Origin of the sequence: Enterobacter mori LMG 25706 (genome assembly GCF_000211415.1) — a bacterium.
GTDB classification, from domain to species: domain Bacteria; phylum Pseudomonadota; class Gammaproteobacteria; order Enterobacterales; family Enterobacteriaceae; genus Enterobacter; species Enterobacter mori.
In genome coordinates this window covers 470,664-492,417 of sequence record NZ_GL890780.1, presented here as the reverse complement: position 1 = coordinate 492,417, position 21,754 = coordinate 470,664, and the positions used below count along the sequence as shown (strand labels likewise).

Genomic DNA, 21,754 nt, shown 5'->3' with positions numbered 1-21,754 from the left:
CCCCGACTCTGCGGTTACGCTTTCGGGATGCGCAGCGTCTGGCCTGGATAAATTTTATCCGGGCTGGAGAGCATCGGGCGGTTCGCCTCGAAAATCTTGTTGTACTGGTTGGCATTGCCATACACCGTTTTGGAGATGGCGCTCAGGGTGTCACCTGATTTAACCGTGTAGTAGGTCGCTTCATCTTCGGCATCGGTGGCGGTGATGTTGTTCTCCACCTCGCTCACCCCTGCGATGTTCCCCACGGCAACCTGAATTTTCTCTTTCTGCTCTTGCGTCAGCCCGTCGCCCGTCACGCTGGCTTTGCCGTCGGTAACGGTGACCTGGACTTTATCCGCGCCAGGAATATTCAGCTTTTTGAGGTGCTCGCTGACTTTGTCGCTCTGACCTTTATGATCGGTCAGGTTATCCCATAACTTTTCGCCTGCTTCTTTCACGAAGTTAAAAAGACCCATTCCATCCTCCTGTTAACAATGAAGTCAGAATAAGCATAGCAGTTGGGCTTTAAGGTGATACAAAAAGCCCGGTGGCGCTAGCGCTTACCGGGCCTACGGGTCAGGTTTTGTAGGCCGGGTAAACGCAGTGCCACCCGGCAAATTCCACGAACCTTAAACCCCTTGCTCCAGAATACGGATATGGGTATCCAGCACGTCACCTTTTACCGCCTCACTCCACGCTTTCATGTGCGGAGTTTGCAGGTGCGCTTCAAGGTGCGCCACGGTTTCCCACAGTTCAACCATCATGATTGAATCCGGCGCGGTCGCCTGGAAGCTAGCATCAGTGGCTGCATCCACCAGCGGCGCATAGCCGTGGCAGCCTTCTTCTTCAAGTACGGTCGGGATAATCTTCGCGAACTGATCCAGCACCGCCTGGCGGTGATGTTGACCTGGACGAGTACGAATTTCAGCAATTACGGTAAGCATGGTTAACTCCTTCTAATTCCAGGTTACCAGTTAAGCAAAAATTTCCGCGAGATGCTTGCGATATTCTGCGATATAGCTCGGGACATCAGGCATTTTAATGACGTCGTTAACGATAAACGTCGGCAGCGGATCCATGCCCAGGAACTGGTTCGCCTTGTGGAACGGCAGATACGCACCGTCTACGCCCACGCCTTCGAAGAACTGATCTTTCTCGGTGAAGGCTTCCATCGGGGCGTTCCAGGTCAGGGAGAGCATATATTTTTTGCCCTGAATCAGGCCGCCGGAACCGTATTTTTTGGAGGCGTCTGAACGGGTACGACCGTCGCTGGCATACAGCGAACCGTGGCCTTCAGTGAACACGTCATCCATGTATTTTTTCACGGTCCACGGCGCGCCCATCCACCAGCCCGGCATCTGCCAGATCACCACGTCGGCCCACAGGAAGTTCTGCACTTCGGCTTTCACGTCATAATTGCTGTCCGCGCGCACGACCTTAACATCATGCCCGGCGTCGCGCAGGAAACCGTCCGCGACCTCGGTCAGGGGGTCATTCAACTGGCCTTTAGAGTGCGCGAACTCTTTCGCGCCGTTGATAATCAAAATGTTGCTCATTAGTTGTCCTCGGTGTTGAGAGTATGTAGGGGATTCTACGCGCGAGGACGGAGCGGAAAAATAAGCAAAATGTGCAAAGTCTTTTGCACACAGCGCAATAATGCCTACCAGCTGACGTTGACCTCAACGCCCCCTTCAGGCGCATTAGCCAGCGAGACGCGCATACCGTGGAGGGTGGCGATGCGTTTAACAATCGATAACCCCAGCCCGCTTCCGGTGGCATCTTGCCCCGGTGGACGATAAAAGCGCTCGCCAATACGTGCCAGCGCGTCGGGGGAAATCCCGGGGCCGTTGTCACGCACGGTGAAGCGGTGACCGTCCAGCGTCACGTCCACCACGCTACCGCGCGGGCTGTAACGTACTGCATTATCCAGCAGATTACGTACCAGCAGGCTCAGGAGCAGCTGTTGACCCGCGCGTTTCACCTCTGGCGCATGGATATTCAGGCGCACATCAATGCCCGCCTGCTGCGCCGGATGATAAATATCCATCACTGCGGACTGCAGGAAATCGGCCATGACAATCGGCTCGACACCGTCCAGGTTATCCAGCGAATCCAGGCGCGACAGCGTAAGGAGCTGATCCACCAGCCGGGAGGCGCGGTCGATACCCGCATGAAGCTGCGAAAGGGCTTTGGACTGCGCCTCGGGATCGTCCTGATACAGCTGCGCCACGTCGGTTTGCACCTTCAGGGCGGCTAACGGGCTGCGCAGCTCGTGGGCGGCATCGGAGGTAAAGCGGCGCTCGCGGCTCATCATCTCTTGCGTGCGCATAAAGAGGTGATTCAGCGCGTCGAGGAGCGGACGCACCTCAGTGGGGACACCTTCCGTTGGGAGTTTATCGGTGGCATCCGGCGTGCGGGAGCGCAGGGTCTGCGCCAGCTTTTTCAGCGGCTTCAGCTCGCGGCTCAACAGCAGGATCAGCAACAGCAGCATGACGGGCAGCGCCACCAGCCACGGCGTAAGCTGCGAGCTCACCACGTCCAGCGCCATGTCCTGGCGGTACTCCCACTCCTGGCCGACCACCACGCGGTATTTACCGTCTGGCGACGTCAGCCATAAAAAGCGCCATTCGTCGTTGTCATCCTGAAGCCGCCCGTCAGCAAATCCGTCGCGGCGGTAGTGATACGGAATATCGTGCCCGTTTTCACCGTCGTTGAGGATCATGCTGCCGTCGGCGCTGAAAATGGCAAAGGCCAGCGCGTCATCGTCCAGATGCCCGTGTTTGGCTTTTTTGGGCACCTCGCGCATGCGCTCCGGCGCGCGGATCTCGTCCAGGTCCATCGTCAGCAGACGTTTGGCAAACAGCATCTGCTGGGTATCAAAGAGCTTGTCGAGCTTATGCGTCGTTTGCTGCCACGCGACAAGACTGGCGGCAAACCAGGCCGTCAGGGAGAGCAGCAGGAAGAGCAGCGTCAGGCGGAGTTTCAGGCTCAGTTTCATGCGTCACCCAGGGTGTAGCCGATGCCGTGCACGGTGCGGATAAACGCGCTGCCGAGCTTGCGGCGAAGATGATGGACGTGGACCTCTACGGCGTTACTGGAGACATCGTCATCCCAGTTATAGAGCTTTTCTTCAATTGCTTTGCGGGGGAGCACGCGGCCCGCATTGCGCATCAGCAGCTCCAGCAGGGCGAACTCTTTTGGTTTGAGGGTCAGCGTTTCGCCCTCCAGCGTGGCGACAAGGCTCGTCGGGTCGAGCGTGACCTTACCATGACGCAGCTCGCTGCGGGTCTGACCGTGGCTGCGCCGCACCAGCGCTTCAAGGCGCGCGGCCACTTCGATCAGGGCAAACGGCTTGCAAAGGTAATCGTCCGCGCCCAGGCGCAACCCCTCGACGCGCTGGTTCAGCGCATCCCGCGCCGTCAGAATCAGTACCGGCTCGCTGCGCCCGCTTTCGCGCCAGGCGCGCAGGATCGCCAGCCCGTCGATCTCCGGCAGCGTCAGATCCAGCACTACGGCATCATAGGGCGCGCTATACAGCGCGGCCTGACCGGTTTTCCCGTCGGTAAACCAGTCCAAGTTAAACCCCATTTTGCTCAGGCCCGCTTTGATGCCGTCGCCGATGAGCCTGTCGTCTTCTACCAGTAAAATGCGCATGTTCCCTCCTTGATGCCGTCAGTAAACCCTCTGAATCAACATGCTGTACAGTAAAAATAAATAAATTTCCCCCTTAAGAAGTTGTTAAGGATTACCCTGTTTAATGGACTGCGAAACCACATTAAAGGGAGAGATTAAGATGAAAAAATTCGCTGCACTTGCTGCCATCATGATGATGACCACTGCCCCTGTTTTTGCCGCGCAGGGCGGATTTAACGGCCCGTCCGCAACCGCGACCCAGACGCAAACCCAGCAGGGCGGTTTTGTGGATAACAACGCCAACCTGACGACGGCGGCAAAAGTGAAGGATCTGAAGGACGATGCCTGGGTGAAGCTGCGCGGGAACATCACCGAGCGCCTGTCCGATGACCGCTACACCTTCCGCGATGAAACCGGCACGGTGGTGGTTGAGATTGACCACAAGCGCTGGAACGGCGTGACCGTCAGCCCGCAGGATAAGGTCGAACTCCAGGGTAAAGTCGATAAAGACTGGAACGAGTTTGAAATCGACGTGAAGCAGGTCATCAAGCTGAACAAATAACCCGAAAAGGGCCGCCTGTGCGGCCCTTTTTCTTTGTGACTCAATTCGTCAGATGAGGTAGTATCTGCGGCAATATTGCCTGAAACCCTTCGGTTTCTGAGTTGAGGAATCACACGTAATGAGCGATATGGCAGAGCGCCTCGCGCTACATGAATTCACGGAAAACGCCTACCTGAACTACTCCATGTACGTCATCATGGACAGGGCGTTGCCGTTTATCGGGGATGGCCTGAAGCCCGTTCAGCGCCGCATCGTCTATGCGATGTCCGAACTGGGCCTGAGCGCCAGCGCCAAGTTCAAGAAATCCGCCCGTACCGTCGGTGACGTACTGGGTAAATACCATCCGCACGGCGACAGCGCCTGTTATGAAGCGATGGTGCTGATGGCGCAGCCGTTCTCTTACCGCTACCCGCTGGTGGACGGGCAGGGGAACTGGGGTGCGCCGGACGATCCGAAATCCTTCGCGGCGATGCGTTATACCGAATCCCGCCTGTCTAAATACGCCGAAGTGCTGCTGGGCGAGCTGGGTCAGGGAACCGTTGACTGGGTGCCAAACTTCGACGGTACGATGCAGGAGCCGAAAATGCTGCCTGCGCGTCTGCCGAACATCCTGCTGAACGGCACCACCGGTATCGCGGTCGGTATGGCGACGGACATTCCGCCGCACAACCTGCGCGAAGTGGCGAAAGCCGCCATCACTCTGATTGAACAGCCGAAAACCTCGCTGGACGAGCTGCTGGATATCGTGCAGGGGCCGGATTACCCGACCGAAGCCGAGATCATCACCTCGCGCGCGGAAATCCGCAAAATCTACCAGAACGGTCGCGGCTCCGTACGCATGCGCGCGGTGTGGAATAAAGAAGACGGTGCTGTGGTGATCACCGCGCTGCCGCATCAGGTCTCCGGCGCGAAAGTGCTGGAGCAGATCGCCTCCCAGATGCGCAATAAAAAGCTGCCGATGGTGGACGACCTGCGCGACGAATCGGATCACGAAAACCCGACCCGTCTGGTGATCGTCCCGCGTTCTAACCGCGTGGACATGGAACAGGTGATGAACCACCTGTTCGCCACCACCGATCTGGAAAAAAGCTACCGCATTAACCTGAACATGATTGGCCTTGACGGTCGCCCGGCGGTGAAAAACCTGCTGGAGATCCTCACCGAATGGCTGACGTTCCGCCGCGATACGGTGCGCCGTCGTCTGAACCACCGTCTGGAAAAAGTGCTTAAGCGCCTGCATATCCTCGAAGGTTTGCTGGTGGCGTTCCTGAATATCGACGAAGTGATTGAGATCATCCGTACCGAGGACGAGCCGAAGCCCGCGCTGATGTCGCGCTTTGGCATCAGCGAAACCCAGGCCGAAGCCATCCTCGAACTGAAGCTGCGTCATCTCGCTAAACTGGAAGAGATGAAGATCCGCGGCGAGCAGAACGAGCTGGAAAAAGAGCGCGATCAGCTGCAGGCGATTCTGGCGTCCGAGCGCAAGATGAATACCCTGCTGAAGAAAGAGCTGCAGGCGGATGCCGAAGCCTTTGGCGATGACCGTCGTTCTCCGCTGCACGAGCGCGAAGAAGCGAAGGCGATGAACGAGCACGACATGCAGCCGTCCGAGCCGGTGACCATTGTGCTGTCGCAGAGCGGCTGGGTGCGTAGCGCCAAAGGCCACGATATCGACGCGCCGGGCCTGAGCTATAAAGCGGGCGACAGCTTCAAAGCGGCGGTGAAAGGCAAGAGCAACCAGCCAGTGGCGTTTATCGATTCCACCGGTCGCAGCTACGCCATCGACCCGATCACGCTGCCTTCCGCGCGCGGGCAGGGTGAACCGCTGACCGGCAAGCTGACGCTGCCGCCGGGCGCGACGGTTGACCATATGCTGATGGAAGCGGATGACCAAAAACTGCTGATGGCCTCCGATGCGGGCTACGGCTTTATCTGTACCTTTAACGATCTCGTGTCGCGTAACCGCGCCGGTAAAGCGCTGATTAGCCTGCCGGCCAACGCCCACGTGATGACGCCGCTGGTGATTGAGAACGAGAGCGACATGCTGCTGGCGATCACCTCTGCCGGACGTATGCTGATGTTCCCGGTCAGCGACCTGCCGGAGCTGTCGAAAGGTAAAGGCAACAAGATCATCAACATCCCGTCAGTGGAAGCGGCGAAAGGCGAGGATGGCCTGGCGCACCTCTTCATTCTGCCGCCGCAGAGCACGCTGACGATTCATGTCGGCAAGCGTAAAATCAAACTGCGTCCGGAAGAGCTGCAGAAGGTTGTTGGCGAGCGCGGTCGTCGTGGCTCGCTGATGCGTGGCCTGCAGCGTATCGACCGCGTGGAGATTGACTCTCCTGCGCGCAGCACCGCGGGCGACAGCGAAGAGTAACGTAACGCCTCCCCCCTCCGTTCCGGAGGGGGCATTTCACGAAAATTTCCCGTAAAATCGTTGTTAATTCGTGCGTTGCGATTAACAATACGCGCTCGTAATAAAGTCCTTACCTGGCCACAGGTGAAGTATAATTGTCAGCTGTCAGGGCTGCAGAGGTCGCTATGCTATACATTGTTCGTCTCATTCTTACCGTTATCTACTGCATTCTGGTCTGTGTTTTCGGCTGCATCTATTGCCTGTTCAGTCCGCGTAATCCTAAGCATGTCGCCACCTTTGGCCATATGTTTGGCCGCCTTGCGCCGCTGTTTGGTCTGAAGGTGGAAAAACGCCTGCCGGAAGGCGCGGAGCAGTTCGGCAACGCCATCTATATCGCTAACCATCAGAACAACTACGATATGGTGACCGCCGCAAACATCGTACTGCCGCCAACCGTGACGGTGGGGAAAAAGAGTCTGTTGTGGATCCCGTTTTTCGGTCAGCTCTACTGGCTGACGGGTAACTTGTTGATTGACCGTAATAATCGAGCCAAAGCGCATGGCACTATTGCGGAAGTGGTGAATCACTTTAAGAAACGCAAAATCTCAATCTGGATGTTCCCGGAAGGGACGCGTAGCCGCGGTCGTGGCCTGCTGCCGTTTAAAACCGGTGCGTTTCATGCCGCAATTGCGGCAGGGGTTCCAATTATTCCTGTGTGTGTTTCCAATACTTCTAATAAGATTAATCTTAACCGCCTGAATAACGGGTTGGTCATTGTCGAAATGCTGCCGCCGGTGGATACCAGTAAATATGGCAAAGATCAGGTGCGCGAACTGGCAGCTCATTGCCGTGAGCTGATGGCTCAGCATATTGCGTTGCTCGACAAAGAAGTCGCAGAGAGAGAAGCCGCCGGTAAGATTTAATCCGGCGTTATAAGGGAAAACGAATTCCCGCGTTGTTAGTCGTTTCAGATGGAGCTTATATGTCATTCAGTCGGCGTCAGTTTATTCAGGCTTCGGGGATCGCCCTTTGTGCAGGTGCGATACCGCGGACAGCCAGCGCCGCCGGGCAGCAACAGCCGCTGCCTATTCCGCCGTTGATTGAATCCCGTCGCGGGCAGCCGCTTTTCCTCACGCTACAGCGTAGCCACTGGTCCTTTACTCAGGGAACGCGCGCGCAGATTTGGGGAATCAATGGGCGCTACCTTGGCCCAACCATTCGCGTGTGGAACGGCGATGACGTTAAGCTGATTTACAGTAACCGGACGACTGAAAATGTCGCGATGACCGTCAGCGGGCTGCAGGTGCCGGGGCCGCTGATCGGCGGCGCGGCGCGCATGATGTCGCCAAACGCCGACTGGGCGCCCGTCCTCCCTATCCGCCAGAGCGCGACCACGCTGTGGTACCACGCCAATACGCCGAACCGCACCGCCCAGCAGGTCTACAACGGCCTGGCCGGTATGTGGCTGATTGAGGATGAGGTGAGTAAATCGCTGCCGATCCCGAATCACTACGGCGTGGATGATTTCCCGGTCATTATTCAGGATAAACGCCTCGATAATTTCGGTACGCCGGAATACAGCGAGCCGGGCAGCGGTGGTTTTGTTGGCGATACGCTGTTGGTTAACGGCGCGCAAAGCCCCTATGTTGAAGTCTCGCGTGGCTGGGTGCGCCTGCGTCTGCTGAACGCCTCCAACTCGCGCCGCTACCAGCTGCAGATGAGCGACGGCCGCGCGCTGCACGTGATTTCAGGCGATCAGGGTTTTTTACCCGCACCGGTTTCCGTTAAACAGCTGGCGCTCTCGCCGGGTGAACGTCGTGAAATCCTGGTGGATATGACTAACGGGGATGAAGTCTCCGTCACCTGTGGTGAAGCGGCGAGCATTGTTGACCGCATTCGCGGGTTCTTTGAGCCGTCGAGCATTCTGGTCTCTACGCTGGTATTAACCCTGCGCCCAACCGGTCTGCTGCCGCTGGTGACCGATAGCCTGCCAATGCGCCTGCTGCCGCAGGAGATCATGAGCGGTTCGCCGGTGCGCAGCCGAGATATCAGCCTGGGCGACGATCCGGGCATCAACGGCGCGCTGTGGGATGTGAACCGTATCGACATTACCGCGCAGCAGGGGACCTGGGAGCGCTGGACGGTTCGTTCGGATATGCCGCAGTCGTTCCATATTGAAGGGGTGTCATTCCTGATCCGCAACGTCAATGGCGCCATGCCGTTCCCGGAAGATCGCGGCTGGAAAGACACCGTCTGGGTGGATGGTCAGGTTGAACTGCTCGTCTACTATGGTCAGCCTTCATGGCCGCACTTCCCGTTCCTGTTCCATAGCCAGACGCTGGAGATGATGGACAGGGGATCAGTGGGGCAGATGCTGATCAATCCGGCACCGTAAATTGTTTTTCTCCCTCTCCCGGTGGGAGAGGGTTGGGGTGAGGGCAACAGCCCGCATAATACCCCTTCATTTCCCACATTGTTCCAGCGTATAATCCCCGCCCTTTTGTCTATTTTTTCTTCGGAAGCATTATGAGCGCAATTTCCCTGATCCAGCCGGATCGTGACCTCTTCTCCTGGCCCCAGTACTGGGCGGCCTGCTTTGGACCGGCGCCGTTCCTGCCGATGTCCCGGGAAGAGATGGACCAACTGGGCTGGGATAGCTGCGACATCATTCTGGTCACGGGCGATGCCTACGTTGACCACCCGAGCTTTGGTATGGCGATTTGTGGCCGTATGCTCGAAGCGCAGGGCTTCCGCGTGGGGATCATCTCCCAGCCTGACTGGAACAGCAAAGACGACTTTATGCGTCTGGGTAAACCGAACCTGTTCTTCGGCGTGACCGCAGGCAACATGGACTCGATGATCAACCGCTACACCGCCGACCGTAAGCTGCGCCATGACGATGCCTACACGCCGGATAACGTGGCGGGCAAACGTCCGGACCGCGCTACCCTGGTCTATACCCAGCGCTGCAAAGAAGCCTGGAAAGACGTCCCGGTGATCCTGGGCGGAATCGAGGCGAGCCTGCGCCGCACCGCGCACTACGACTACTGGTCAGATACCGTTCGCCGCTCGGTGCTGGTGGATTCCAAAGCCGACATGCTGATTTACGGTAACGGCGAGCGTCCGCTGGTGGAAGTGGCGCACCGTCTGTCGCAGGGTGAACCGGTGAGCAGCATCCGCGACGTGCGCAATACCGCGCTCATGGTGAAAGAGGCGCTGCCGGGCTGGAGCGGGGTGGATTCCCGTATCATTGATATGCCGGGCAAAATCGACCCGATCCCGCACCCGTACGGCGAAGATCTGCCGTGTGCCGATAACAAACCGGTTGAGCCGAAAAAAGCGGAAGGGAAGGCTATTGTTGTGCAGCCGCCGCGCCCGAAACCGTGGGAAAAGACCTACGTGCTGCTGCCGTCCTACGAGAAGGTGAAAGCCGACAAGGTGCTCTACGCGCACGCGTCCCGTATTCTGCACCATGAAACCAACCCGGGCTGCGCCCGCGCGTTGATGCAGAAGCACGGTGAGCGCTTTATCTGGATCAACCCACCGGCGATCCCGCTTTCCACCGAAGAGATGGACAGCGTCTTTGCGCTGCCGTACAAGCGCGTGCCGCACCCGGCGTACGGCAATGCCCGTATCCCGGCGTATGAGATGATCCGCTTCTCGATCAACATCATGCGCGGCTGCTTCGGCGGCTGTTCCTTCTGCTCCATTACCGAACACGAAGGCCGTATTATCCAGAGCCGCTCTGAAGATTCGATCATCAATGAGATCGAAGCGATTCGCGACTCGGTGCCGGGCTTTACCGGCGTGATCTCCGATCTCGGTGGCCCAACCGCGAACATGTACATGCTGCGCTGTAAGTCGCCGCGCGCGGAACAAACCTGTCGTCGCCTCTCCTGCGTCTATCCGAGCATTTGTGAGCATATGGATACCAACCACGAGCCGACGATCAACCTCTATCGCCGCGCGCGTGACCTGAAGGGCATCAAGAAGATCCTGATCGCTTCCGGGGTACGTTACGACATCGCGGTGGAAGATCCTCGCTACATCAAAGAGCTGGCGACGCACCACGTCGGCGGCTATCTGAAAATTGCCCCGGAGCACACTGAAGAAGGCCCGCTGTCGAAAATGATGAAGCCGGGCATGGGCAGCTACGATCGCTTTAAAGAGCTGTTCGACACCTATTCGAAGCAGGCGGGTAAAGAGCAGTATCTGATCCCGTACTTCATCTCCGCCCACCCGGGCACGCGCGATGAGGACATGGTCAACCTGGCGCTGTGGCTGAAGCAGCGTCGCTTCCGTCTGGATCAGGTGCAGAACTTCTATCCGTCACCGCTCGCCAACTCGACGACCATGTATTACACCGGCAAGAACCCGCTGAGTAAGATTGGCTACAAGAGTGAAGAGGTGGTGGTGCCGAAAGGGGATAAACAGCGTCGTCTGCATAAAGCGCTGCTGCGTTACCACGATCCGAAAAACTGGCCGCTGATCCGTCAGGCGCTGGAAGATATGGGTAAAAAACACCTGATCGGCTCGCGACGCGACTGCCTGGTACCGGCCCCGACGCTGGATGAGATGCGCGAAGCGCGTCGCCAGAACCGCAATACGCGTCCGGCGCTGACCAAGCACACGCCGATTGTGCATCAGCGTTCGAACGGTGGGGCGGGAACGAAGAAGAACGTAAAACGTAAGACGGGTTAAACCTGTAACAATGCCCGGTGGCGCTGTCGCTTACCGGGCCTACAGGTCAGCGCGTAGGCCGGGTAAGGCGAAGCCGCCACCCGGCTTTTTTACGCACTTAACCGCCAAACTGATCCGGATCCGGGCCTAAACGTTTACCTTTATCCAGCTTCGCAATCTCACCCAGCTCATCTTTATCCAGCCGGAAATCCCAGACGTCGAAGTTCTCGGCGATGCGCGACGGCGTGACCGATTTCGGGATCACCACCAGTCCATTATCCAGATGCCAGCGAATGACGATTTGCGCCGGGCTTTTGCCGTATTTATCCGCCAGCTCACGGATAATTTTCTGATCGAATACCCCTTCGCCGCCCTGCGCCAGCGGGCTCCAGGATTCGGTCTGGATCTTATGCGTGGCGTTCCAGGCATGAAGCTGGCGCTGTTGCAGCAGCGGGTGCAGCTCAATCTGGTTGATGACAGGCGCAACGCCGGTTTCATCAATCAGACGCTGCAGGTGATGCACCTGGAAGTTACAGACGCCGATGCTTTTCACCAGCCCCTCTTTTTGCAGGTCAATCATCCCTTTCCAGGCATCAACATAGTGATCGATAGCCGGAACCGGCCAGTGCATCAGCCAGAGATCGACGAAATCGAGCTGGAGCTTTTCCAGGCTCTCCTGCAGGGCTTCGCGAGGGCGTTTTTGATCGTCGTTCCACAGTTTAGTCGTGATGAATAACTCATCGCGGGGGACGCCAGCGCTGGCCAGTGCGGTCCCCACGCCGTCCTCGTTTTTGTACGCGGCGGCGGTATCAATCGACCGATAGCCGACTTCCAGGGCTTTATGAATGGCGGAGACGACCTCGTCGTTACCGGCTTTCCATACACCTAGCCCCAACTGGGGCATCACGTTGCCGTCCTGCAGCTTGATTACGGTTTGGTTTGCCATTTTTCCTCCTTCAGGTGCGCATCGTCGGAGGGGGACTCCGACGATGGGGTGTGCATTAAGTCTGGACGAAATGTCAAAAAACGAAAGTCGGGAGGGCAAAAACGCTTAGCGCGCCGCTTCGTAAATGCGACGGCTGACGTCCAGCGTAATGTCGCCGTGCTCACCCAGTTGGGTCATGCCGTGCTCTTCAAGTTTTGCCAGCAGAGCAGGGATGGAGCTGCCGTCCAGACCGTAGCCAGACAGACGCGTTGGCACGCCCAGACCTTCAAAGAAGCTGCGGGTCGCTTCGATGGCGGCATCAATACGCGCATCGTCAGAACCCTCGGTGATGTTCCACACGCGCTCGGCGTACTGCAGCAGCTTGGCACGCTTGGTGTCGCGTTTTTCATTCCACAGGGCAGGCAGAACGACCGCCAGCGTCTGGGCGTGATCCAGACCGTGCATCGCCGTCAGCTCGTGGCCCAGCATGTGGGTCGCCCAGTCCTGCGGCACGCCAGCGCCGATCAGGCCGTTCAGCGCCTGGGTTGCCGCCCACATCACGTTGGCACGCACGTCGTAGTTTTCCGGTTCTTTAAGCGCTTTCGGGCCGTCTTCGACCAGCGTCAGCAGAATGCCTTCCGCGAAGCGATCCTGGATTTTGGCATCGACCGGATACGTGACGTACTGCTCAACGGTATGAACAAAGGCATCGACCACGCCGTTCGCCACCTGACGCGCAGGCAGGGTGTAGGTATACACCGGGTCCAGAATGGCAAACACAGGCTGAACGTGTTCGTTCATAAAGGCCTGTTTGTCACCGGTCGTTTTACGGGAGATCACCGCGCCCTTGTTGGATTCAGAGCCGGTCGCTGGCAGGGTCAGCACGGAGCCCATCGGGATGGCGCTTTTAATATCGCTGCCGCGGGTTTCCAGAATGTGCCACGGATCGATGCCGTTAGCGTAGTGCGCTGCCGCCGCGATGAATTTGGTGCCGTCCAGCACGGAGCCGCCGCCGACCGCCAGCAGGAAGGTGATGTTGTCTTCGCGGGCGATTTTCACCGCGTTCATCAGCGTTTCGTAAGACGGGTTTGGCTCAATGCCGCCGAACTCACGCACGTCCATTCCGTCCAGGGCGCTGTAAACCTGATCCAGCACGCCGGTTTTTTTCACGCTGCCGCCACCGTAGGTGATCAGCACGCGGGCGTCAGCGGGGATTTGCGCGCGCAGGTCGGCGATGGCGTCTTTACCAAACAGAATGCGGGTTGGGGTGTGAAGATTAAAGTTGTTCATTGCTCGTTCCCTTTAGTGGGTGAAAAACCGTGGTGGCGCAGAGGGCTACCTGATGCTGCACATTGTGGCCGCCCGGGGCTATCCTCTCAATGCACATTCCTGCCGATGTCTTGCCCATTTCTACAGAGCGCTGGAGAAAGCGCGGAAAACGACGCACACTGTCATCGTCGGAAACCGTGCCCGGAGTAACGTAATATGAACCGTGAAGCGATCTGCCATCAGCTCACTACGCAGATTAAAAGACTGATAGATAACGAAAAGGGTGTCAGTAACCTGCTTCCTGACATTCGCCTGCTCTACGGCACGCAGCCCGGGACGCGCACGCCGGTGATGTACCAGCCGGGCATCGTTTTTCTCTTCTCGGGCCATAAAATTGGCTATATCAACGAGCGCGTGTTCCGCTACGACACCAATGAATACCTGCTTCTGACAGTACCTTTACCCTTCGAATGTGAAACCTTCGCGACAGAGGCGGTTCCACTGGCCGGTATTCGCGTCAACGTCGATATTCTTCAGCTGCAGGAGCTGCTGATGGAGATTGGTGAAGACGAGTTTTTCCAGCCTTCGATGGCGGCAAGCGGGATTAACTCAGCGACGCTGTCGGAGGAGATCCTCTGCGCCATTGAACGTCTGCTGGACGTGATGGAAAGGCCGCTGGACGCGCGTATTCTCGGCAAGCAGATTATCCGTGAAATTATTTACCATGTGCTGCTGGGGCCGGGAGGCGGTGCGTTACTGGCGCTGGTGAGCCGACAGACCCACTTCAGCCTGATCAGCCGCGTGCTTAAGCGTATCGAAAGCCAGTACACGGAAAACCTCAGCGTCGACCAGCTGGCCGCGGAAGCGAACATGAGCGTCTCGGCGTTTCACCATAACTTCAAATCGGTGACCAGCACCTCGCCGCTGCAGTACCTCAAAACCTACCGTTTGCACAAGGCGCGGATGCTGATGATCCACGACGGCATGAAGGCCAGCGCGGCGGCGATGCGGGTGGGTTATGAAAGCGCGTCGCAGTTCAGTCGGGAGTTTAAGCGCTATTTCGGCGTCACGCCGGGAGAAGATGCGTCGCGCATCCGAACCATGCAGGGAGCCTGAGGGGAAACGTAGGCCGGGTAAGCGATAGCGCCACCCGGCTTTTGTTTATGCACTGCAGTACTTTTTCTTAATCACCACCGCAATCGTCCCTACCAGCCCCGCCACCAACAGGAACATCGGCAGCACCATCAGGAAGGTCATCACCTGGTCTTCATGCTGTTTCACAAACGGGATCATGTTCAGCGCGTAGCCGAGTGTGGTGACTACACCAACCCACAGCAGGGCGCTCAGCCAATTGAAGAACTGGAAACGGCGGTTCGACAGGCCGGAAATGCCCGCCATGGTGGGGAGAAGCGGGCGAAGAAATGCCAGGAAACGCCCGGCGAGCAGCGCCAGCAGGCCGTGCCGGTCAAACATGCAGGTCGCGCGCTGGTGATATTTATGCGGCAACTGCGCCAGCCAGCCTTTTACGACGCGCGTATTCCCAAGCCAGCGGCCCTGTAAATAGCTCAGCCAGCAGCCCAGGCTGGCGGCTGACGTGAGGATCACCATCGTCGGCGTGAAGTCCATCACTCCCTTACCGATTAACGCGCCTGCGAGCAGAAGCAGGCTGTCACCGGGGAGAAACGAAGCTGGCAGTAATCCATTTTCCAGAAACAGCGTCGCGAACATCACGAAGTAAACAATCCCCACGACGTGCGGATCCGCCAGCGCGGCAAAATCGTGTTGCCAGAGCGCCGCAATAATATCTTGAATAACAGCCATGGACTTTCCTGTGGAACAGCAGATATAACGCTATTGTACTCCCGAATTGGCCCGCTGGGGTTGATCGCGGACGCAACTCATGCAGACTTTTCTGCTTGCAGTGTTCACAAAAACGTCCAGGAGTACATTTTCAGCCTGCACTCTACACGATACGTTCAAACCCTGCTGACAAATCCGCAATTAAATCGTCCACATTTTCTAAACCAATATGCAATCGAATCAGTGTGCCGCTGAAGTCCACTTCGCCGCCGGGGCGCAAGGCCGCAATGTGTTCCGGCTGGTTAGGCAGGATCAGGGATTCAAAGCCGCCCCAGGAGTAGGCCATGCTGAAGAGGGTAAAATTATCCAGATAGCTTGCCAGCTCGTCGTTGTTCAGGCGCTTTTTCAGCACGAAGGAGAACAGGCCGCTGCTGCCCGTAAAGTCACGTTGCCAGAATTCGTGACCTTTACTGCCCGGCAGCGCAGGGTGATTCACGCGCTCCACCTGCGGATGCTGCGCCAGCCACTCGGCAACTCTCAGGCTGCTTTCATGGTGCTGACGCAGACGAACCCCCAGCGTGCGGATGCCCCGGCTGGTCATGTAGGCCGTGTCTGCGTCCACCATTTGCCCCATCAGATAGGCGTTTTCACGCAGCTGATCCCAGCAGCGCGCGTTGGAGACCGCCGTGCCGATCATGCCGTCTGAGTGCCCAATCAGGTATTTTGTCGCCGCCTGAATCGAAATATCAATATCGAATTCCAGCGCCTTAAACAGCACGCCTGCCGCCCAGGTGTTGTCGATCATGATAATCGCATCCGGCGCTTTGCTGCGCACGGCCTTCACGATGGCAGGCACGTCGTGCACTTCCATGGTGATTGAGCCGGGAGATTCCAGGAACACAATGCGCGTGTTTGGCTGAATAAGTTCGGCAATGCCTTCCCCGATCAGCGGGTCAAACCAGCCAGTGGTCACGCCGAGCTTGCTGAGGATTTTGGTGCAGAAATCCTGGCTTGGCTCGTAGGCGGTGTTGGTCATCAGGATATGATCGCCCTGTTCCACAAACGCCAGAATGGTGTTGGCAACCGCCGCCGCGCCGCAGGGGAACAGTGCACAGCCCACGCCGCCTTCCAGCTCGCACATGGCTTCCTGTAGAGAAAAATGGGTTAGCGTGCCGCGACGACCATAAAACAGCCCGCCTTTCGCGCGATTGCGCGTGGCGATTTTTTTCTCCTCAACCGTATCAAACACCAGCGAGGAAGCGCGTTGAATCACGCTGTTTACCGATCCCTGGGTGTATTTCTTGCTGCGTCCTGCCTGCACCAGCGTGGTATCAAGATGCTTCTTTGTCATGTTCGCTAACCCTGTTTTTTATACGTCTGGACGTCCAGACTACCACGATTGTAAAAATGTGCACCCGGATGCTTATCGAATAAGCAGAAAATATTATGAAAAATACGCATAAGAAATTTTTACTGCGTAAGCGCAAGGAATGTGAGCGAAAATTACGGCACTATGTAAATACTAATGAGAACTACTATCAATTCGACGACGTTTTGATATTATTACGCTCAGATTTTGTGATTTGCGTCCTGGAGATACAGAGTGGGTAATAATTTGATGCAGACGGATCTCTCCGTTTGGGGCATGTATCATCATGCTGACATCGTGGTTAAGATTGTGATGATCGGCCTGATTCTGGCGTCCGTTGTCACCTGGGCTATTTTCTTCAGCAAGAGCGCCGAGCTGCTTTCTCAGAAGCGCCGCCTTAAGCGCGAACAGCAGCAGCTGGCCGAAGCCCGTTCTCTGGATCAGGCTTCTGATATGACCTCATCCTTCCATGCGAAAAGCCTGACCAGCATGTTAGTTAATGAAGCACAGAACGAGCTGGAACTCTCCGCAGGCAGTGAAGATAACGAAGGCATTAAAGAACGTACCGGCTTCCGTCTGGAACGCCGCGTAGCCGCCGTCGGTCGTCATATGGGCCGCGGTAATGGTTATCTGGCGACCATCGGGGCGATTTCTCCTTTCGTCGGCCTGTTCGGTACCGTCTGGGGCATCATGAACAGCTTCATCGGCATCGCGCAGACTCAAACGACTAACCTGGCGGTGGTTGCACCAGGCATCGCAGAAGCGCTGCTGGCAACGGCCATTGGTCTGGTTGCCGCGATCCCTGCGGTCGTAATCTATAACATCTTCGCGCGTATGATTGGCAGCTACAAAGCCACGCTCGGTGACGTTGCTGCACAGGTTCTGCTGCTGCAAAGCCGTGACCTGGACCTCAACGCCAGCTCCGTTAAACCGGTGCATGCGGCCTCTAAACTGCGCGTAGGTTGATCGTATGGCAATGCGTCTAAACGAAAATCTGGACGATAACGGTGAAATGCATGAGATCAACGTGACGCCGTTTATCGACGTCATGCTGGTTCTGCTGATTATCTTTATGGTGGCAGCGCCGCTGGCGACGGTCGACGTGAAGGTGAATCTCCCGGCCTCGTCCAGCCAGCCGCAGCCGCGCCCGGAAAAGCCTATCTATCTGTCGGTGAAAGCGGATAAATCTATGTTCCTGGGTAACGACCCGGTAACGGATGCGTCAGTCATTCCGGCGCTGGATCAGCTGACCGGCGGCAAGAAAGACACCACCGTCTTCTTCCGTGCAGATAAGACCGTCGACTATGAAACCATGATGAGGGTGATGGACACGCTACATCAGGCGGGGTACCTGAAGATTGGTCTGGTCGGCGAAGAAAAAGCGGCCGCGAAGTGATAAGGAAGCTGGCGAAAGCCAGCTTTTTTGTTTGTTACTATGTTAAATCGTTATTATTTTCTGCTGCATATCCCCATTCTTCATATTTATTTATTAATAAAGCCATAATTAATAATCTATTGATAGTTAAGTAAATATCAGTATTCTGCTACGCCGTTAAAATATATCGTTTGCTGAAATGGCGTCGTGGAATATCCCCACTACGCTTAACAAAGATAATAAAAACAATCCTTCTTCGAAGGATCTTTTCACCTGCACAGCAAGAGACTCCCTATGGCTACGATGACATGGCTGTATCCACACGCGCCTCAAAACGACCAGTTTGCGCTTCCTGCAATTCGACGACGCGCCGACAGGCTAATTCTGGTGCTTATCTGGTCGCTGTGGGGTATCTCGCTGGGTGTCGGTTATTTGAACGAGAATGTTGTGCAGGGGGTCATTGTCGGCACCTCTCTGGCCTGTTTATCGACGCTGCTGACGCTGTTGTTTCCCGGCGCGCTGCTGCTCCGCCTGAGCTCTGCTTTTGTGCTAATGGCCTTTTCCGCGCTGCTCATTCATCTGGGCGAGGGGGAAACCGAATACCATTTCTCGGTTTTCGTCCTGCTTTCCGCGCTGCTTGCCTGGCGAGACTGGCGGCCCCTGGTGATGGGGGCCGCGGTCATTGCGTTACATCATCTGGTGTTTAACTATCTGCAGGAGAATGACCTTTACGGCGTGGTGGTGTTCATGCACACCGGCTTTCATATGGTGGTTTTTCATGGCTTGTTTGTCGTGGTCCAGACCGCGATCCTGGTCCTGCTGGCGATACGAATGGAGCAGGACGCCCGCTCTGCGAGTGAGGTGGCAGGGCTCGCGGGCGTGATCAACCGCGAGCCAGGATACCTCACGCTTGCCGTCGATGCGGAGCCTGCAGAGTCTCCTTTTGCCCGCACGTTTAGCCTGACGCTTGGCACCATGCGCGCCACGCTTGAGCAGGTCAGCGCCAATATTGGACAACTGCTGGAGGCATCCCGTGCGTTAGGACAACGCAACAGCGCGCTGTCAGAACGCACCGATCATCAGGCCAGTTCACTGGCAACGGCGGCCAGTGCGATGGAACAGTTAAGTGCTGTCGCTACCCTGACCAGTGAAAAAGCCAGCCAGGTCAGGGAAGTGGCTATAAGCACCAGTAACGTGGCGGAGCAGGGGGGCCATAATGTACGGCAGGCGATTGCGGCGATGGAGCACATTCGCGAGGAGTCGCAGCGTATTTACGCCATTCTGGAGATGATCGACGGGATCGCGTTCCAGACAAGTATTCTGTCACTCAACGCCTCGGTGGAGGCTGCAAGAGCAGGCGAACATGGCAAAGGCTTCGCTGTGGTTGCCTCAGAAGTGCGTGTATTGGCCCAGCGCAGCGAGGGGGCGGCAAAAGATATCCGCCAGCTTCTGACCGCATCGCAGGCGACCACGCTGCAGGGCGTCGAACAGGTTGAGCACGCGGGTATGACAATGAAGTCGATCATTGAGAGTATCGAAGGGCTTCGCTCTCTGCTGGAAGAGCTGTCGCAGATGAGCGAGCAGCAGCGGGCAAGCATTGCGCAGATGAACGACAGCATTGCCAGCATCGATGCCAGCGTACAGGAGAATGTGCGTCACGTTGCGCAAACATTGCAGGTGGCCGACGCGCAGCGGCAGCAGACGGGTCAGTTAAAAGAGGCGATTGCCGTATTCAAATTTAACTAGCTTTGCGGTTCGGAGGGGGAGCGGGTGCCAGTCACCAGCGCGTCTTCATTGAGCGCGACGTGGGTGACGTTTGAGGTGTGATAATCCCCCTCAGACAGTTTACGGGTCAGGCGCAGCGTCGCGGTCTCTCTCGCCAGCAGATACTGATAATTGGCCTCCAGACGTCCCAGAAGCTTCTCTTTCAGCTCCGGGCGCTGCTCGATGATGGCATTCATCACGGCACCGTAGATCTCTTCTTTCACCTGTAACGGGTATATTTCGCGGCGGTTCTGCCATTTTAGGCGCACGAGCGTGGCCGGGATCGATACCAGATCCTGGGTAATACGCGTCATCTCTTCATTTTTACTCTTTTTTAATGCTTCGAGATTTTGCTTTAAGATAAATTCATCGCTTTTTTTATCATCTAAAGTCAAATAGACATTATTATCATTAACTGGTTTCACGTTAATCTTCCCCGAAGTCATAAAAAATGGGGGCGTTTTTTTCTCGAGTAATTAAATTAAGCCAAATTTCATTACCCATTTCGTTTATTTCTTTGGTCTTTTCAGCCATTATTTGACTGAGCTGCTGGGCATCTATTTCACCTTCGGCTTGCAGATCATTCAGCAGGTGCGCCAAGGCTTCAATTTTCACAGCGCGAAATAAACGGTCTTTAATATGGCGGTCATGCTCCTCCAACACCATATTACGGGATTTGCCCGTTCGGGAAACACCAATTAATATGTCAGACTCGAAATCGGAGAGCTTTCTTTTTCCCTGAGTAAAATTAGCCTCTTTTTCTTCTTTCGTCGGTTGCTGTTCCACAGGCGCAATGTGGTACTTAGCCGGGACGAGACTGTCGGGCAGCATTTTTTAATTTCCTTTAATTTCAACAGGGTGGGGTTGGTAAAGGCGTGAGATTCGTTGACAATAACATGAGGCAATTTTAAAATCAAAAAAAATGGAGCCTACCCATGAACAGCATTTTCTTTACGGTCATCACATTACTATTACTGACCGCTGGTGTGCTTTTATTGATGCAAGAGTTCAATAAAACGAAAGTGCCGAAAGGCGCCAGTGAACCGCCGCAACCAGAGTTGATGACAAAAGAGGAAGGAGAAGATCATTTCTCTGTATTGATGAACTCGGTGACACCGGTTTGGTACTGGCGGGTGAACCATGAATATATCGACTTTTTGCACGCGACAATTAAGCGGATGAAAATGTCAGAAATTAATGACACGCCGGGGTTGTTTGAAGCGCAGCGTCGCTGCAGCGACCTGAATTCCGCTGTCTATAAATATTATGACAATATCAAAAAGCGCTGTCTTAATGGCGAGAAAGTCTCGTATTCCGACCTGGACGTATTAAACCTGCGTCAGTGTTTTCGCGAGTTCAGTCTGGAAGCCTACCCGGAGCTGGTGGTATTGGTCTGGCCGGAGTACGCGCGACCGGAGGTTAACCCGGAAGAGGTGTAGGCGTGGTGTTGGTTAGTTGTTGCAAACAGTGAGCGTCGTTGAGATATACTGCCCGCTGGTTTCGATTGCAGACAGGACTCTATGGAACGCTTTTTTGAAAACGCAATGTACGCCTCTCGCTGGCTGCTGGCACCCGTCTATTTTGGCCTTTCCCTGGCACTGGTCGCGCTGAGCATAAAGTTCTTCCAGGAAATTTTTCACGTCTTGCCAGACATCTTCTCGATCGCCGAAGCGGACCTGATTCTGGTGCTGCTGTCGCTGGTGGACATGACGCTGGTGGGCGGATTGCTGGTGATGGTGATGTTCTCTGGCTATGAGAACTTCGTTTCCCAGCTTGATATCGCCGAGCACAAAGAGAAGCTCAACTGGCTGGGTAAAATGGATGCCTCGTCGCTGAAGAACAAAGTGGCTGCGTCGATTGTGGCGATCTCCTCTATTCATCTGTTACGCGTGTTTATGGACGCGAAAAACGTCCCGGATAACAAACTGATGTGGTATGTGATCATCCACCTGACGTTTGTGCTGTCTGCGTTTGTGATGGGGTATCTGGATAAGATCAGTAAGAAATAATTTCCCCCTCACCCTAACCCTCTCCCACAGGGA

At 56.1% G+C, this 21,754-nt stretch carries 22 protein-coding genes; 11 read left to right on the top strand and 11 right to left on the bottom strand.

What is annotated here, in order from left to right; genetic code table 11:
- Positions 1-14 precede the first annotated feature (14 nt).
- From lysM to qseB, 5 genes are all read right to left on the bottom strand, one after another.
- Positions 15-455: a peptidoglycan-binding protein LysM gene (gene lysM, locus ENTMO_RS0120550; protein ID WP_010435614.1), complete on the bottom strand. Its 441-nt coding sequence runs from the start codon at positions 453-455 to the stop codon at positions 15-17.
- 153 nt (positions 456-608) lie between these two features.
- Positions 609-923 (bottom strand): putative quinol monooxygenase, encoded by a 315-nt coding sequence (locus tag ENTMO_RS0120545; protein WP_010435613.1) that lies wholly within the window; start codon positions 921-923, stop codon positions 609-611.
- A gap of 30 nt (positions 924-953) precedes the next feature.
- Entirely contained in the window at positions 954-1,535 is a 582-nt protein-coding gene (locus ENTMO_RS0120540) for an NAD(P)H-dependent oxidoreductase (protein ID WP_010435612.1), read from the bottom strand.
- Between the two features lie 104 nt (positions 1,536-1,639).
- Positions 1,640-2,977 carry a quorum sensing histidine kinase QseC gene (qseC, locus tag ENTMO_RS0120535; RefSeq protein WP_010435611.1) on the bottom strand — a complete coding sequence of 446 codons (1,338 nt, stop codon included), beginning with the start codon at positions 2,975-2,977 and terminating at the stop codon, positions 1,640-1,642.
- Positions 2,974-3,633, bottom strand: coding sequence for a quorum sensing response regulator transcription factor QseB (gene qseB, locus ENTMO_RS0120530; protein WP_010435610.1), 660 nt, complete (start codon positions 3,631-3,633; stop codon positions 2,974-2,976). The genes qseC and qseB overlap by 4 nt, the downstream gene beginning before the upstream one ends.
- Before the next feature lie 139 nt (positions 3,634-3,772).
- Here qseB and ENTMO_RS0120525 point away from each other — a divergent pair, with 139 nt between their 5' ends.
- From ENTMO_RS0120525 to ENTMO_RS0120505, 5 genes are all read left to right on the top strand, one after another.
- Positions 3,773-4,174 (top strand): YgiW/YdeI family stress tolerance OB fold protein, encoded by a 402-nt coding sequence (locus ENTMO_RS0120525; protein WP_029485199.1) that lies wholly within the window; start codon positions 3,773-3,775, stop codon positions 4,172-4,174.
- Between the two features lie 118 nt (positions 4,175-4,292).
- Positions 4,293-6,551, top strand: coding sequence for a DNA topoisomerase IV subunit A (gene parC, locus ENTMO_RS0120520; RefSeq protein ID WP_010435608.1), 2,259 nt, complete (start codon positions 4,293-4,295; stop codon positions 6,549-6,551).
- Positions 6,552-6,715: 164 nt separating this feature from the next.
- The gene (plsC, locus tag ENTMO_RS0120515) at positions 6,716-7,453 is read left to right on the top strand and encodes a 1-acylglycerol-3-phosphate O-acyltransferase (RefSeq protein ID WP_010435607.1); all 738 of its coding nucleotides are present in this window, start codon (positions 6,716-6,718) and stop codon (positions 7,451-7,453) included.
- A 59-nt stretch (positions 7,454-7,512) separates the two neighbouring features.
- Positions 7,513-8,925, top strand: coding sequence for a cell division protein FtsP (ftsP, locus tag ENTMO_RS0120510; RefSeq protein WP_010435605.1), 1,413 nt, complete (start codon positions 7,513-7,515; stop codon positions 8,923-8,925).
- Between the two features lie 131 nt (positions 8,926-9,056).
- Positions 9,057-11,231 carry a YgiQ family radical SAM protein gene (locus ENTMO_RS0120505; RefSeq protein WP_010435603.1) on the top strand — a complete coding sequence of 725 codons (2,175 nt, stop codon included), beginning with the start codon at positions 9,057-9,059 and terminating at the stop codon, positions 11,229-11,231.
- Between the two features lie 97 nt (positions 11,232-11,328).
- Here ENTMO_RS0120505 and dkgA read toward each other — a convergent pair whose 3' ends face one another.
- Both dkgA and yqhD read right to left on the bottom strand, forming a co-directional pair.
- Positions 11,329-12,156, bottom strand: a complete 828-nt coding sequence (gene dkgA, locus ENTMO_RS0120500; protein ID WP_010435600.1) for a 2,5-didehydrogluconate reductase DkgA — start codon at positions 12,154-12,156, stop codon at positions 11,329-11,331.
- Between the two features lie 105 nt (positions 12,157-12,261).
- Entirely contained in the window at positions 12,262-13,425 is a 1,164-nt protein-coding gene (yqhD, locus tag ENTMO_RS0120495; RefSeq protein ID WP_010435598.1) for an alcohol dehydrogenase, read from the bottom strand.
- Positions 13,426-13,620: 195 nt separating this feature from the next.
- Between yqhD and ENTMO_RS0120490 the strand changes: the two genes are divergently transcribed.
- Entirely contained in the window at positions 13,621-14,520 is a 900-nt protein-coding gene (locus ENTMO_RS0120490; protein ID WP_010435596.1) for an AraC family transcriptional regulator, read from the top strand.
- 45 nt (positions 14,521-14,565) lie between these two features.
- Here ENTMO_RS0120490 and yghB read toward each other — a convergent pair whose 3' ends face one another.
- Complete coding sequence (yghB, locus tag ENTMO_RS0120485) at positions 14,566-15,225, bottom strand: DedA family general envelope maintenance protein YghB (protein WP_010435594.1); 660 nt, start codon at positions 15,223-15,225, stop codon at positions 14,566-14,568.
- 142 nt (positions 15,226-15,367) lie between these two features.
- Positions 15,368-16,555, bottom strand: a complete 1,188-nt coding sequence (gene metC, locus ENTMO_RS0120480; RefSeq protein WP_010435593.1) for a cystathionine beta-lyase — start codon at positions 16,553-16,555, stop codon at positions 15,368-15,370.
- A 252-nt stretch (positions 16,556-16,807) separates the two neighbouring features.
- Here metC and exbB point away from each other — a divergent pair, with 252 nt between their 5' ends.
- The 3 genes from exbB (at position 16,808) to ENTMO_RS0120460 (ending at position 19,694) form a co-directional block, all read left to right on the top strand.
- Positions 16,808-17,539 (top strand): tol-pal system-associated acyl-CoA thioesterase, encoded by a 732-nt coding sequence (gene exbB / locus ENTMO_RS0120470; protein ID WP_010435591.1) that lies wholly within the window; start codon positions 16,808-16,810, stop codon positions 17,537-17,539.
- Between the two features lie 4 nt (positions 17,540-17,543).
- On the top strand, positions 17,544-17,969 hold the full coding sequence (gene exbD / locus ENTMO_RS0120465; RefSeq protein ID WP_010435590.1) for a TonB system transport protein ExbD: 426 nt from the start codon (positions 17,544-17,546) through the stop codon (positions 17,967-17,969).
- A 273-nt stretch (positions 17,970-18,242) separates the two neighbouring features.
- Complete coding sequence (locus ENTMO_RS0120460) at positions 18,243-19,694, top strand: methyl-accepting chemotaxis protein (protein WP_010435589.1); 1,452 nt, start codon at positions 18,243-18,245, stop codon at positions 19,692-19,694.
- Here ENTMO_RS0120460 and ENTMO_RS0120455 read toward each other — a convergent pair.
- Together ENTMO_RS0120455 and ENTMO_RS0120450 are read right to left on the bottom strand one after the other, a co-directional pair.
- Positions 19,691-20,158, bottom strand: a complete 468-nt coding sequence (locus ENTMO_RS0120455; RefSeq protein ID WP_041951451.1) for a hypothetical protein — start codon at positions 20,156-20,158, stop codon at positions 19,691-19,693. The two genes, ENTMO_RS0120460 and ENTMO_RS0120455, sit on opposite strands and share 4 nt — an antisense overlap.
- On the bottom strand, positions 20,139-20,543 hold the full coding sequence (locus ENTMO_RS0120450) for a hypothetical protein (RefSeq protein ID WP_010435585.1): 405 nt from the start codon (positions 20,541-20,543) through the stop codon (positions 20,139-20,141). Before ENTMO_RS0120450 ends, ENTMO_RS0120455 begins: the two co-directional genes overlap by 20 nt.
- 104 nt (positions 20,544-20,647) lie before the next feature.
- On the opposite strand from ENTMO_RS0120450, the gene ENTMO_RS0120445 reads away from it, so the two are divergent.
- Both ENTMO_RS0120445 and ENTMO_RS0120440 read left to right on the top strand, forming a co-directional pair.
- Positions 20,648-21,151: an ESA_00282 family adhesion-associated protein gene (locus ENTMO_RS0120445; RefSeq protein WP_010435584.1), complete on the top strand. Its 504-nt coding sequence runs from the start codon at positions 20,648-20,650 to the stop codon at positions 21,149-21,151.
- 81 nt (positions 21,152-21,232) lie between these two features.
- Positions 21,233-21,721, top strand: a complete 489-nt coding sequence (locus ENTMO_RS0120440) for a TIGR00645 family protein (RefSeq protein ID WP_010435582.1) — start codon at positions 21,233-21,235, stop codon at positions 21,719-21,721.
- Positions 21,722-21,754: the final 33 nt, after the last annotated feature.

Bases quoted from the DNA above. Each gene is read 5' to 3' on its own strand.
- lysM (WP_010435614.1), bottom strand. From the start codon at position 455: ATGGGTCTTTTTAACTTCGTGAAAGAAGCAGGCGAAAAGTTATGGGAT.
- ENTMO_RS0120545 (WP_010435613.1), bottom strand. From the start codon at position 923: ATGCTTACCGTAATTGCTGAAATTCGTACTCGTCCAGGTCAACATCAC.
- ENTMO_RS0120540 (WP_010435612.1), bottom strand. From the start codon at position 1,535: ATGAGCAACATTTTGATTATCAACGGCGCGAAAGAGTTCGCGCACTCT.
- qseC (WP_010435611.1), bottom strand. From the start codon at position 2,977: ATGAAACTGAGCCTGAAACTCCGCCTGACGCTGCTCTTCCTGCTGCTC.
- qseB (WP_010435610.1), bottom strand. From the start codon at position 3,633: ATGCGCATTTTACTGGTAGAAGACGACAGGCTCATCGGCGACGGCATC.
- ENTMO_RS0120525 (WP_029485199.1), top strand. From the start codon at position 3,773: ATGAAAAAATTCGCTGCACTTGCTGCCATCATGATGATGACCACTGCC.
- parC (WP_010435608.1), top strand. From the start codon at position 4,293: ATGAGCGATATGGCAGAGCGCCTCGCGCTACATGAATTCACGGAAAAC.
- plsC (WP_010435607.1), top strand. From the start codon at position 6,716: ATGCTATACATTGTTCGTCTCATTCTTACCGTTATCTACTGCATTCTG.
- ftsP (WP_010435605.1), top strand. From the start codon at position 7,513: ATGTCATTCAGTCGGCGTCAGTTTATTCAGGCTTCGGGGATCGCCCTT.
- ENTMO_RS0120505 (WP_010435603.1), top strand. From the start codon at position 9,057: ATGAGCGCAATTTCCCTGATCCAGCCGGATCGTGACCTCTTCTCCTGG.
- dkgA (WP_010435600.1), bottom strand. From the start codon at position 12,156: ATGGCAAACCAAACCGTAATCAAGCTGCAGGACGGCAACGTGATGCCC.
- yqhD (WP_010435598.1), bottom strand. From the start codon at position 13,425: ATGAACAACTTTAATCTTCACACCCCAACCCGCATTCTGTTTGGTAAA.
- ENTMO_RS0120490 (WP_010435596.1), top strand. From the start codon at position 13,621: ATGAACCGTGAAGCGATCTGCCATCAGCTCACTACGCAGATTAAAAGA.
- yghB (WP_010435594.1), bottom strand. From the start codon at position 15,225: ATGGCTGTTATTCAAGATATTATTGCGGCGCTCTGGCAACACGATTTT.
- metC (WP_010435593.1), bottom strand. From the start codon at position 16,555: ATGACAAAGAAGCATCTTGATACCACGCTGGTGCAGGCAGGACGCAGC.
- exbD (WP_010435590.1), top strand. From the start codon at position 17,544: ATGGCAATGCGTCTAAACGAAAATCTGGACGATAACGGTGAAATGCAT.
- ENTMO_RS0120460 (WP_010435589.1), top strand. From the start codon at position 18,243: ATGGCTACGATGACATGGCTGTATCCACACGCGCCTCAAAACGACCAG.
- ENTMO_RS0120455 (WP_041951451.1), bottom strand. From the start codon at position 20,158: ATGACTTCGGGGAAGATTAACGTGAAACCAGTTAATGATAATAATGTC.
- ENTMO_RS0120450 (WP_010435585.1), bottom strand. From the start codon at position 20,543: ATGCTGCCCGACAGTCTCGTCCCGGCTAAGTACCACATTGCGCCTGTG.
- ENTMO_RS0120445 (WP_010435584.1), top strand. From the start codon at position 20,648: ATGAACAGCATTTTCTTTACGGTCATCACATTACTATTACTGACCGCT.
- ENTMO_RS0120440 (WP_010435582.1), top strand. From the start codon at position 21,233: ATGGAACGCTTTTTTGAAAACGCAATGTACGCCTCTCGCTGGCTGCTG.